We start from the raw sequence: 12049 nt of genomic DNA, 5'->3' as shown, positions 1-12049 counted from the left end.
CCGGCGTAGTCCTTCCTCTTAGAAGTGCACTAAGCCGGGGATAGCTCTAGCTAATGGCTTTGAGTAGGCCTGCGATGGTGTGCATCGTCTCATCGACATAGCCCTTGAGTTGGGGATCTGAAAGCCCCACGGTGGCGTCGCAACGCGCGCGAATAACCATCCGCGCTGCGGGCTGTCCCAGATTCTCCGAAGATGCTTTTTGCCCGTCTTCATCGAGAACAGCACAGATAAGATCCATGGAGTCGTTGAACTGCGCCGTCGCGTTTATCAGCGCTGCAATATCGTTGGGGCCGCTGGCTGGTAGATCTTTAAAGCTAGAGATCTCCAGGATGCGGGCGGGCCCTGTTGGGGTCTCCGCTGGATGAACCTCTGCAACAAATTCTCGCCCCTTCACGGTCATATGCACAGTTTTTTCAGATATCTCCCCGGAGTACAGCGCCGCAACCCGATCCGCTGTCACCTCAGGTGTTTCAAATTCCGGAGTATCTAGGTGAGCTGGAATTTCTGCGAAGAGTGGGTGCTGCTCAGGTGGCTCTGGAACCTCAAAGTTTGTCCCAAACATGTCGTCATACAGAGCTGAAGCCTCGGGCAGCACGTCTTGAAGCGCCGCTTGAACAAAGCGGAGATACTGATCAAACGTTGCTCCGTCCTCGGCGCGTAGCCACGTGCGACACACAACTGCTGTGTGTCCTTTGGAAGTATCCACGCGGAAGACACCGGTAGAGGAATTCACGTTCAGCATGTGTGCGCCCACCACCGCATGCATAGTGTCTTCTTGACTGAAGGTTAACGGCCATTCGATTTGAGCGTGATACAGGCTGGGATCGTTCCAAAAGTAAACCGTCAGGTCTCCTAGCGTCACCACGTTCACTTCTCCACCGTTGCCGTCGGGAGCAATATCTGGGGAGTACCCCAGCGCCATAAGCGCCATCCGGATCACCGGAGTCTGCGGTTGCTGCTGTTTTTTCTTTCCAAACCCAAAGAATCCCACTAGTCCCACCACACTTTCAGTATCAGGGAGCCATCTGGCCCCGGAATAACAACAAGTTCGTCGCCCGCTGCGGCAAGCGTTGCGACGATCTCCTCACGGTTTCCTCTCGGATCGCCCACGCGAACCAGCATTGTGGCTTCAGTGTCTTCTGAAAGTGCCACCAACTCCATCCCCCACCTCTTGTTCCAGAAGTAGAGCATCCGAGCAAGTTCCCACTCCAGGGCAACATTCACGCAGCCCTCCCACCGAGTAAGCAGCACTGCGCTCCAGGAGAAATCCCCAATTTCTACGGGGATCCCCGCAAGGTCGGCGAGTTCGCTATCTGTTTCTTCAACAACGGGATATGTGACATGAGAACCCGGCTTAACTGCCTCAAGGTATCCCGGCTCCGGCAAATCAAACGATTGGGAGGCCTCCGCTACCGAGCAAGCTGCAAAAGAGTCAATGGCCTCAACAATCTCAGCCATATCGCCTTCAACGATCTGATCTTCTAAAGATTCTGCTGCGGAGTCTGAAATAGTCACATGCCCAGGTGCAAAGGATAATGATGCTGCGGTGGGAGTAAAAAGCTCTTGATCCGCGCAGACATCAATTCCGATAGAACCGTTATTCCACTTAGCCATGTTCTCCTGCTCTCTCAGTACAATCCCTGATCAACCAACCATTGCATATGGTCAGGGCTAAAGCCCATCATTTTCTGCCGTTCTTCAAAAGGGCGAAAATCTTCATACAGCAATGGTGCATTGATATACGAGTTATCTTTACGCTGTAGCTCTTTAAAGATGGCCTGCCGACCTACATGGAATTTGGTGTCAAAGACTTCTAAACCCAAATTTTTTCCCCAGCCATCAACAACACGGTGGTTGAACCACTCATACACCGGACGCTGAGGATCAGGACGGAAAGTAGGGTCGGGTCCCCATCCGTTCCAATCGAGATCAAGGTGGTTGTAGGTCTTCCGTCCGAAAGTTTTTTCTTTTTCAGGCCATAAGTTCACCGCGAACTTAGTGAGCCCCTGCGTACCAAGCTCATTCGATGCCCATAGGGATCTCCGAACATCGTCATAAAATCTACTTTGTTCTGCTAAGAGCCACCCTGCCTCAACATGAGGTCCCCAGCTGCACGACAAAAAAGTAGGACGCAATCTTCCATGCGCAGGAAAGAAAGGGTCTTCTAGGAAGATTGCGCATGCGATCACGGAGAAAGTTTGAGGCATACCAAATCCATCAGCATCGCTTATTTTCTCAATACCGGAATACATCGTTGAACCGGCTCCCAGCAAGACGTAGTTTGGCTGATTAATCTCCGAAAAATACGACATTGTATGGTCAATGTAAGGATCAATAATCGCAACCCAATCCGGATTAGCCACTTCCTGGATTAAGACATTCCCGTATTCCCAGCCACGTTGTAGCTGTAACCATCTCTCACGTCCCCCCTGTCCCACTTCAAATAGAGTCGCTGGGAATTGATCATCAAGACCGTCTATGTATTCACGGACATACCCCATGAACTGATCAAAGGACATATTTATATAATAGATTTGGGAATCTAACGGCTGCGTTTTCCTCATATCAACTATCGACATTATTAGTCAGCCCTTTGCAGAATAGTCATTTTCCCCGAATAAAAATTCACATCACGCAGCCTTATATCCAGGCGTTCTAAATAACGAAGCATCATATCTGGATTAAATCGCTCTTTTTTTAAACGACGGCTATAAAATTCAGGCTCTTCAAAATCGAATATTACGTCGTTTTCTCCGCGTTCATCATTCGATGACCTTTCAAAATGCCAGCCCTCTACATTCTCGCAAAAAACACTAAGCCTGGCTGGATTAATATAAAAATCCCCTTCGCCAAAATAGCCACCCCAAGGGTAATCAAGTTTTGAATAGTTAAAGCTACAGGAATTAGAATTTACAGATTGGCTAATCGATACAACCTCAGAGTTCTTAGCAATAGGGAAATTAAAACCAAGAAAAGCCGTCCTATTCGGAAGGAAAGCAACTCTTGAATCCGCAAGCTCATTAACACCCATAACTGCGATCCAACGCGGATTCTCCGTCTCTACGGTTATAAATATCCTTCCACCTTGCGGAATCGCATGAACAAAATCCCCTGGTTTTACTGTTAGATCATATCTGGAGGGAAACTTTCGAGTTGTGCCCTGGTTCACGTTTAGTTGATCCCATGCATACTCAACGGCGCTCTCATACGGAAGATTCACAAACTGAACAAGACCACCAATTTTATCCTTATGCTCAGGGAAAATATCTTCTTTAAATTTCATTACACCTCCCCATTCATATGGAGTAACCACCGCTTCTGGATTTGAGTACTTCTGTAGACATAAAGCTCAATCGTTAAAGGGGAAGCTAACATGTTCAGGTGGCAAATATGCCGGTTTTGAAAAACTTCACCCAAAAGTGTCCCGATCAAGCCACCCAAGCCCCAAAAACGCCTATCCCCTCGAACTTCGCGGGGAAGCTCGTGGGATAGGCGTCGTAAAGCTTAAATGCTTAGTTGTTACTTCTTGGTGGCAAAAACTCGCTTAATTTCTGCGCCAAGGTTCTCGTCGACCTGGGTCCAGTACCAGTAAACTCGTTCCTCAACCTCTGGAGAAATACCTGCCATAGCGTTGGTAACGTTGTCTACAAAGCGCTCCTTCTCTCCGTCGTCAAAAACCTCACGGTAGAGAATTCCCGCCTGGATAAAGTCATCATCCTCAGCATGCTTTACATAAGCCGCACGGGTGAGATCCGTGCCGTGAGGATCAGGATTAACAAAAAGATCACTGGCCTGACCATAGGTAACACCCGAAGAAGACGTCTCACCATCGTCGAGGTAACCAGCACCCTTGTCATAGCGGTTTGGCGAATACACCGGCGCATCTGCCGGATTAAACTGATACGCCATCGGACCCTCATGCTCATAGGTGTTCACCGGAACCACCGGCTGGTTAATCGGCAGCTGGCGGTAGTTTGCACCAATACGCGTGCGCTGAGCATCTGCATACGCAAACGCACGAGCCATCAACATGCGGTCAGGCGACAGGCCTACGCCTGGAACCAAGTTCGACGGATCGAGCGCCAACTGCTCGATCTGCGTGAAGAAGTTCTTGGGGTTGCGGTTGAGAACAAAGTATCCAACGTCGACCAGCGGGTAATCCTTCTGCGACCAGGTCTTGGTCAGATCAAAGGGGTTCCAACGGTAGTTTTCTGCGTCCTCAAAAGGCATGATTTGGACCTTGACGTCCCAGATGGGGAAGTCGCCGTGCGCGATAGCGTTGTAGAGATCCTCGCGATGGTGATCAGCGTTCTTGCCCGCCATCTCCTGAGCCTCAGCGTCGGTGAAGGTGTCCCAGCCCAAGCGAGACTTGAAGTGGTACTTCACCCATACCGGCTTGCCCTCTTCGTTGATCCACTGGAAGGTGTGGGAACCAAAACCATCCTGGTGGCGGGAAGTCTTAGGAGTGCCACGATCACCCATCAGGTATGTCACCTGGTGAGCAGATTCAGGGGTGCGGGTCCAGAAATCCCACTGCATGTCCGCATCGCGGAGGCCGTTACGGCCTAGGCGCTTCTGGGAATGGATAAAATCCGGGAACTTAATGGCATCACGTAGGAAGAAGGTAGGGGTGTTGTTACCCACGATGTCGTAATTGCCGTCCTGGGTCCAGAAACGCAGCGCGAATCCGTGCACGTCACGCCAGGTATCTGGGGAACCTTGCTCGCCAGCCACCGTGGAGAAACGGATAGCCATCGGGGTGACGGTGCCCTTTTGGAACAGCTTGGCCTTGGTGTATTCCGACACATCTTCGGTGATGTGTAGCTCACCGAAAGCGCCGTGGCCTTTAGCGTGAGGGTTGCGCTCCGGAACGCGCTCGCGGTTGAAGTGGGCGAGCTTCTCAATCAGGTGGAGGTCATTAAGAACGTTAGGGCCCTGAGGTCCGGCAGTGATGGAAATGTTCTCACTAGGAACTGGCTGTCCGCCTTCGCGCGTTGTGTGAGCAACAGACTCTGTACGCTCTCCGGCGCTGATGATGGGGTCGACTGGTGAGTTCATGGGAATTCCCTCCTTCAAGGGCTGGCTTGGAACTTGGAATGAGTCTTAAGTTAAAAATAACCTTACATTGAAAACTAAAACCTTGCAACAGATTTTTATTGAGAGGTTCACCTTACAACTTTTGTTTAGGTGGTAAAGTCCTTAGTTATGAAGAACTCGGAACGCGACGATCGCGTCACCCAACTGGCACTCGCTGCCGGCCGCGGCGACAAAACCGCACTTACCGAGTTCATCCGTGAGACCCAAAATGACGTCTGGCGCCTGCTCGCCCACCTAGGTGGCAGCGAAATCGCCGACGACCTCACACAGGAGACGTATCTCCGCGTCATGAGCGCACTCCCCCGATTCGCTGCGCGCTCGTCAGCACGAACATGGCTACTCTCACTCGCACGCCGCGTGTGGGTGGACAATATTCGCCATGACATGGCCCGCCCTCGAAAGTCTTCCGCGGAAGTAGAAGACCTCGACCCCGCCGTACTCTCCACCAATGGCGAAAACACCTGGTCCGACTGGATCGACGTGCGTTTGCTTATCGACGCCCTCCCCGCCGAACGTCGTGAAGCCCTCATTTTGACGCAGGTGCTCGGCTATTCCTACGAGGAAGCAGCGAAAATCGCCAACGTCCGCATCGGTACGATTCGTTCCCGCGTAGCTCGCGCCCGTGCCGACGTAGTCGCTGCAGCCGGACGCCCCAACGCTGCTAGCGCCTAAATACGAATAAGCGCGGCACCTCCTTGGATATGAGGAAGTACCGCGCCTACAACAATTACGCTTTGCTTACACAAGCAACTCCGCAATCTGAATAGCATTCAGTGCTGCGCCTTTGCGTAGGTTATCGCCGGAAACCACGAACACCAGGCCTTTATTGTCATCAACCGTTTGATCCTGGCGGATACGGCCAACCAGAGAATCGTCACGACCTGCAGCAGCAAGCGGAGTAGGTACGTCTACTACTTCTACGCCGGGGGCGTCGATAAGCACTGCCCGCGCCTCATCAGGAGTAATAGCTTTTTCAAATTCCGCATGCACCACCATCGTGTGTCCGGTGAACACCGGGATGCGTACACATGTACCAGCTACTTTGAGCTCAGGAAGCCCCAGAATCTTGCGCGACTCATTGCGCAACTTCTGCTCTTCGTCGGTCTCATTCAGGCCGTCATCAACCAAGCTACCTGCGAAAGGAAGCGCATTGTACGCAATCGGAGCGACATAAGGGCCGAGCTCCTCCGGGGCCTCCACGGAACCATCGTGAACCAATTCCACACAACGATCACCGATCTCAGCGGTCTGCTTGGCCAGCGTCTCCACGCCGGCGAGACCCGAACCGGAAACCGCCTGGTAGGAGGCAACATGCATCTTGGTCACCGATGCAACGTTATGCAGCGCCTTGAGCACCGGCATGATTGCCATCGTGGTGCAGTTCGGATTAGCGATGATCCCCTTGACCAGGTTGTCTTTATCCTCAGGGTTAACCTCAGAAACGATCAACGGCACATCGGGGTCTTTGCGCCACGCGGAAGAGTTATCCACCACAGTGGCACCGGCAGCGGCGAACAAGGGAGCGTACTGCCGAGAAGTGCTGCCACCAGCGGAGAACAATGCAATATCAATGTCCTTGAGTGAGTCCTCGGTCTGAACCGCGAGGTCTTCCACTTCAATGTCTCCACCGTTGAACTGCAACGTAGTTCCAGCAGAACGCGCAGAGGCAAAAAAACGCACCTTATCTGCAGGGAACTTTCGCTCCTCGAGGATCGAACGCATTACTCGGCCAACCTGGCCTGTTGCACCCACGACGGCGACAGTAGTCATAGTCAAAGTTCCCTTTCTTTTGCTCCGGGGGCGTTGCGTGTCATTGTGCAACACCCACCACTAAATACCGAGCCTACACATAAAAGACAACCCTCCATAGCCCCATGATTGCCCCTTATAACGCGATAGCGGATCCTCGCGACGCCACCGCGCCCATCGTGTTTTGACCCATTCCATACGCCATTCCCCCAGGGCGGGTTAAGGGATGCTAGAGAACACCAAAGGAGGCGAAAGGTTTCCCTCTCGCCTCCTTTAAATAGGATGACCGCTTATTTACAAGCTAAACAATCCTATGAGTTGTTACCGCGCCTGCGGAGGAATGCTCCCAACAGCACAAGGAGTGCAGCGATAACAATAAACATCCATACGTTAGCGCCAGTGCGTGCCAGAACCTTCTTCTCCTTCTGCGGCTTCTTTTCAGGAGTCTTGGGGGAAGGCTGCTGTTCCGACGGATTCTGCGGTGCCGGCTGTGGAGCTGGCTGCGGTGCAGGAGTCGGGTGCGGGAACAACGGCAGCAACGGAATGATCACAAGCGGAATCAGCGGGATGAACCAGGGGAAACCAGGCTTGGAGTAAGCATTGGTTACACCGACTTCATACACCTTAGCCGGACTCTGAATGGTGATCTGACCATCCTCTGCAATCCGATGTGTCCACGTGGTTCCAGAGATACTTGCGTCCCGCTCAGTAATGGTGCACTTGGTACCTGCAGGGAAAGATTCAGGAATCTCGGTTGCACCCTCACCAGTGATATTCACAGAACCTTCAATAGCCTCGTTATTAAGGACGCAGCTGTAATCGAAGGTAAAGGTCTTGTCTTTTGCCTTATCCTTTGCCGGACCTTCAAGCTTCTTCACAATCTTGACCTTGCTTTCTGCGTACCTGTAGGTATTCGTCGCAGAAACAATCACGTCTTGCTTGTCTTTGTCGATCGTGAATTCCTGGTTTTCCCAGCTTGTGATGAGCCTTGCGTCTTCCGCTTCGGCCTCCAGCTCTTTCACTGAACACTTGGTGCCCACTGGGAATGCGCGGTCAATTCCTACACGACCCTTGCCGTTGGTAACCCGGACGATCTCAGCGCCTTCAGCCTCGCCGCACTGCCACGTGAACGTAAATTCCTTCGGCGTGACGATACCTTCCGATGCATCCACAATCTTTTCAATCGTGAAGCTTCCCTTGTGCTGGCGGTAGTTGTTCTTTGCAAGAATGCTTATCGACGGCTCACCTTCAGCAGGAACCGTAAACTCCGCGGTCTCGCCTACCGACTTTTCATTGACGCTTAAGTCAACGGTCCAGTCAGTGTCTTTAGCAGGGGCCTCGACTTCCGTGACCTTACAGGTAGAGGCTGCTGGAATGTTGTCGATTGCCTTCGGGGTTCCCTCAGTGACCTCAACCTTGTCTGTTAGGACAGTGCCAGTTGGTGTGGTGCAGGTGTAGTTAAACGTGTAAGAACGCTTCTGCAATTCTTCCAGGTTGATTGCATCACCGGTCACGTTCTTGGACAGTGTGAAGCCACCATGCTGTTGCTTATAGGTGTTGGTGGCAGTAAAGGCTAGGGTTTTATCCTTTTCGATTTCAAAGCTGGTAGCTTCCTCAGGGCCTTCGATCTTTCCACTCCACGTAAAGCCGTTTGGCACCTTGGCATCCGACTCCTCGACGGTGCACTTTGTGCCAGCGGCAATGCCTTCAACCTTCTTTGTTTCACCGTCTTTGAGCTTAAACTCGCCGTTGTCAGCGCCACAGGTGTACTTGAAGCCAAATTCTTGATCTTTGAGCAGCGGCATTGCCTCAGCTGATGCATCGATCTTCTTCTGGACGGAGAAGCTACCAAGATCCTTGGTATAAGAGTTGGTTGCAGCGAACTCTACCGGGGAACCTTCAGTGCCTTCGGCTTTGATCGTGACATCTCCCTTAGGTTGGGCAGAAGTCAGTGAGTAACCAGGAACCTTTGCACTCTCAAGGTCTTCCTCTATCGCACAGATTGTTCCCTCAGGATAGTCTCCCGATTGCCAGGGCTTGCTAGCAGTTACTTCTGCTAGCTGCGGCTCTGTGTCGGCATCACCATCTGGTGCTTTACAGGTGTAATTGAACTTGAAGACTTTATCTTTCTGGCCAGCGTCAAGGCCGTTAACAGTCTTCTTGATAACAAACTTGCCCTTCTTAGCTTCTGGCTTATTGGGGTAGGTGTTTGTGACCTTGACCTTAAGGTTCGTGGAGCTGTTCTTGTCAAAGCGTATTAGTACGCCCTTTTCAATCGGAACCGTATAGGCGGGTTTGCCTTCTCCCGTATTTTCAACCTCAAAAGTGGTAGTAACTCCTTCAACAACGTTCTTCTCCGTAATAGAACATGTCGAGGAAGAACGCTGGGTTAATGTCGCAGAGGTCTCGCCCGCAGCCACAGAAACAGTCTGAGTAGAATCACCGCATTTGTATTCAAAATCAAATTTCTGACTCTGTTCGGGAGCTGTCTCGCCCGCCACCTCTTTCAAAATGCTGACGTTACCCTGGAAACCCGCTCCGATACCACCAGCACCACCTCGGTCTACCTGATACTCTACTTCCTTAACACCATCAGGCGCATTCTCAACTGTTGCTTTATTTTTAATGATCCGAGAAACATCATCCGTAATAGCAGTTTCAAGACCGATTGTTAACGACTGTCCAGCCGTCAGATATCTTCCATGTACATCCGGTAGCATGCGAACAGTTATTCCACCGTTTTCCTCTGAACACTCCCACCTACTCTTGTCTATAGGCGTATCTTTAATAGCAGTGAACGGATAAGGCGTGCGGTCAAATACCGTAACATCCGAGCACCCCACGAGAAGCTGTGAGTTTCCGATGTCTCTCACAACTACTGGGTCATACACATCCGAACTTGCAGTTGCTACATAGACGTTCCAACGCGCAGAATCAGTTTTGGAGTCATAGAGTCCAGTCTTTCCCGTCGCTTGCTCAACACCACCGATCCCTTCTTCTGGAGTCTTTCCACTAAGAGTTCCTTCTCCACGGCATCCTGAGAAAAGTAATGAATAATCAGTATTCGACGTTGTCTTTGACCTATCCCACTGCACAGTAAAAAATGCAGTACCGGAAATATCACCGTGCGTCTTTGCATAACTTGTCAATCGGAAAGTCCAAGTCTTAGTTGACTCATTCCAAGTTCCCGTTGCTACGTCCTCCCCCTTAGGGGATTTAAGCGTTAAATTCCCTTGCCCTAGACGAGTAAGCTGGTCCGGCACTTTCAGGGTAAATTCGGCACCTTCGTCAGCATTAGCATCGACTTTCCAATTGAACTGGACGTCTGCGCCCTCACCATACGAACCGACAAATTTTCCATTCTCAATATGGTTATTATTTTGCCACTGAACATTACTAATCTCCCCCTTACACTCTGCTGCACCAGCAGAAGGAACACGAGGGGAAACCACTAGACCTACGCAAACAACGACCACCATCATCAGGGTGATCAGCCTGCGCATTGGGGAGCGTTCATAAAAACGCGAATCGACCATCTTTACTCTCTATCTTATTTTTCACAAGGCACCTGAGGATTTTCCCAATCAAAAAGAGCGTCACATGACTAGGCCAAGTCTCAAGGTTCATATCGCATCATCGTCTCGATATGCAACACCAGATTGACCGATCGGACACTATATCCTCACGGTCACCAAAGAGTAAGAATAGCAGAAATAATAATAAGGTTTATTAACGTTTTAGAGACTTTTGCATAGATTTTTCTTACACTTATCTTTACTCCCCCCTTTAGGGTGAGCCCCATGCAAAATTAAACAATCACACCAAAAAGACCTCTTGCATACTATGTACAAGAGGTCTTTTATAACACGGTTTTCTTAAGCCACTCCCGGCTTACCGCCCCGTCCCAGCGTAAACCTTAGCTTCTTCATCCCCACCAAGCTCGAACTTTTCGTGGAGAGCCCGCGCTGCTGCAGGCAAGTCGGTTTCACGGATCAGCACGGAGATGCGGATCTCGGAAGTGGTGATCAATTCAATGTTAATCCCCTGGTCGCGGAGTGCTTCGCAGAATTCTGCGGTAACGCCTGGGTGCGATTTCATACCGGCTCCGACAAGGGAAACCTTGCCGATCTGATCGTCGTAAAGCACGTTCTGCCAGTCGTTCTGCGGCTGCAGGTTGTGTAGGAGCTCCATGGCGTGGGGGCCGTCGGCACGCGGGCAGGTGAATGTGATGTCCGTGCGGTTGTCTTCCAGGGAGGAGATGTTTTGCAGGACTGTGTCGATGTTGATTTCGGCGTCGGCAAGCGCACGGAAGACCACAGAAGCAGCACCGGGTGAATCGGGGATGCCCAGGACCGTGATCTTGGCCTCGGAGTTATCAGTTGCTACGCCAGAAAGTACTGCTTCTTCCACAGGAATATCCTCCATTGATCCGGCAACTAGGGTTCCGGGGTCATTGCTATACGACGAACGAACGCGCAGGGGAACGCCGAATGCACGAGCATATTCGACGCTGCGCAGAACAAGAATTTTTGAGCCACTCGCTGCAAGTTCCAGCATCTCTTCAAAGCAGAGTTGATCTAGCTTGCGCGCGTTGCTCACGATGCGAGGGTCGGCCGTGTACACGCCGTCTACGTCTGAATAGATCTCACATACGTCAGCATTGAGCGCCGCGGCAAGGGCAACTGCCGTGGTGTCCGAGCCGCCACGTCCCAGCGTGGTCACATCTTTAGACTCACGGTTAACTCCCTGGAATCCAGCAACAAGACAGATCTTTCCGCCATCCAGCGCTTCGCGCACACGCCCTGGAGTAACGTCCACAATGCGGGCGTTGCCATGGCGCTCAGTAGTAATCACGCCTGCTTGCGAACCGGTGAAAGATTGGGCTTTCGCACCAAATGATTCGATCGCCATGGCCACAAGTGCGTTGGAAATGCGCTCTCCTGCTGTAAGCAGCATGTCCATCTCACGCGCAGGTGGTACCGGATTAACCTGGGAGGCGAGGTCGAGAAGCTCATCAGTGGTGTCTCCCATTGCGGAGCACACCACAACAACATCGTTGCCTTGTTTTTTAGTGGCCACGATTCGCTCGGCAACGCGACGAATTCTTTCCGCGCTTTCCAGCGAAGAACCGCCATATTTCTGGACGACAAGTGCCACGGGCAACGCCCTTCCCGGAGCCATCTGTACTGGATGTGCCCCTAGA

Annotated in this window: 9 protein-coding genes; 1 reads left to right on the top strand and 8 read right to left on the bottom strand. The window is 51.6% G+C overall.

What is annotated here, in order from left to right; genetic code table 11:
* Positions 1 to 46: 46 nt before the first annotated feature.
* The 5 genes from CULFRC11_RS01130 to CULFRC11_RS01105 form a co-directional block, all read right to left on the bottom strand.
* Positions 47 to 991 carry a hypothetical protein gene (locus CULFRC11_RS01130; protein ID WP_023634958.1) on the bottom strand — a complete coding sequence of 315 codons (945 nt, stop codon included), beginning with the start codon at positions 989 to 991 and terminating at the stop codon, positions 47 to 49.
* On the bottom strand, positions 991 to 1614 hold the full coding sequence (locus tag CULFRC11_RS01125) for a hypothetical protein (RefSeq protein WP_023634957.1): 624 nt from the start codon (positions 1612 to 1614) through the stop codon (positions 991 to 993). The genes CULFRC11_RS01130 and CULFRC11_RS01125 overlap by 1 nt, the downstream gene beginning before the upstream one ends.
* A 14-nt stretch (positions 1615 to 1628) precedes the next feature.
* Positions 1629 to 2519: a hypothetical protein gene (locus CULFRC11_RS01120; protein ID WP_230478238.1), complete on the bottom strand. Its 891-nt coding sequence runs from the start codon at positions 2517 to 2519 to the stop codon at positions 1629 to 1631.
* 62 nt (positions 2520 to 2581) lie between these two features.
* The gene (locus CULFRC11_RS01110) at positions 2582 to 3283 is read right to left on the bottom strand and encodes a hypothetical protein (protein WP_038620294.1); all 702 of its coding nucleotides are present in this window, start codon (positions 3281 to 3283) and stop codon (positions 2582 to 2584) included.
* A 236-nt stretch (positions 3284 to 3519) separates the two neighbouring features.
* Positions 3520 to 5058 carry a catalase gene (locus tag CULFRC11_RS01105; protein WP_013910628.1) on the bottom strand — a complete coding sequence of 513 codons (1539 nt, stop codon included), beginning with the start codon at positions 5056 to 5058 and terminating at the stop codon, positions 3520 to 3522.
* Between the two features lie 147 nt (positions 5059 to 5205).
* Between CULFRC11_RS01105 and CULFRC11_RS01100 the strand changes: the two genes are divergently transcribed.
* Positions 5206 to 5769 carry an RNA polymerase sigma factor gene (locus CULFRC11_RS01100; protein WP_013910627.1) on the top strand — a complete coding sequence of 188 codons (564 nt, stop codon included), beginning with the start codon at positions 5206 to 5208 and terminating at the stop codon, positions 5767 to 5769.
* A gap of 66 nt (positions 5770 to 5835) precedes the next feature.
* Here CULFRC11_RS01100 and CULFRC11_RS01095 read toward each other — a convergent pair whose 3' ends face one another.
* From CULFRC11_RS01095 to CULFRC11_RS01085, 3 genes are all read right to left on the bottom strand, one after another.
* A complete protein-coding gene (locus CULFRC11_RS01095) occupies positions 5836 to 6867 on the bottom strand; it encodes an aspartate-semialdehyde dehydrogenase (RefSeq protein WP_013910626.1) in 1032 nt (343 codons plus the stop codon).
* Positions 6868 to 7157: 290 nt separating this feature from the next.
* Positions 7158 to 10382, bottom strand: coding sequence for a DUF5979 domain-containing protein (locus CULFRC11_RS01090; RefSeq protein WP_038620291.1), 3225 nt, complete (start codon positions 10380 to 10382; stop codon positions 7158 to 7160).
* 355 nt (positions 10383 to 10737) lie between these two features.
* Complete coding sequence (locus CULFRC11_RS01085; protein ID WP_031269898.1) at positions 10738 to 12003, bottom strand: aspartate kinase; 1266 nt, start codon at positions 12001 to 12003, stop codon at positions 10738 to 10740.
* Positions 12004 to 12049 lie beyond the last annotated feature (46 nt).

Origin of the sequence: Corynebacterium ulcerans, assembly GCF_000767685.1 — a bacterium.
Taxonomy (GTDB): domain Bacteria; phylum Actinomycetota; class Actinomycetes; order Mycobacteriales; family Mycobacteriaceae; genus Corynebacterium; species Corynebacterium ulcerans.
This window is presented reverse-complemented; position numbering and strand designations above follow the sequence as displayed.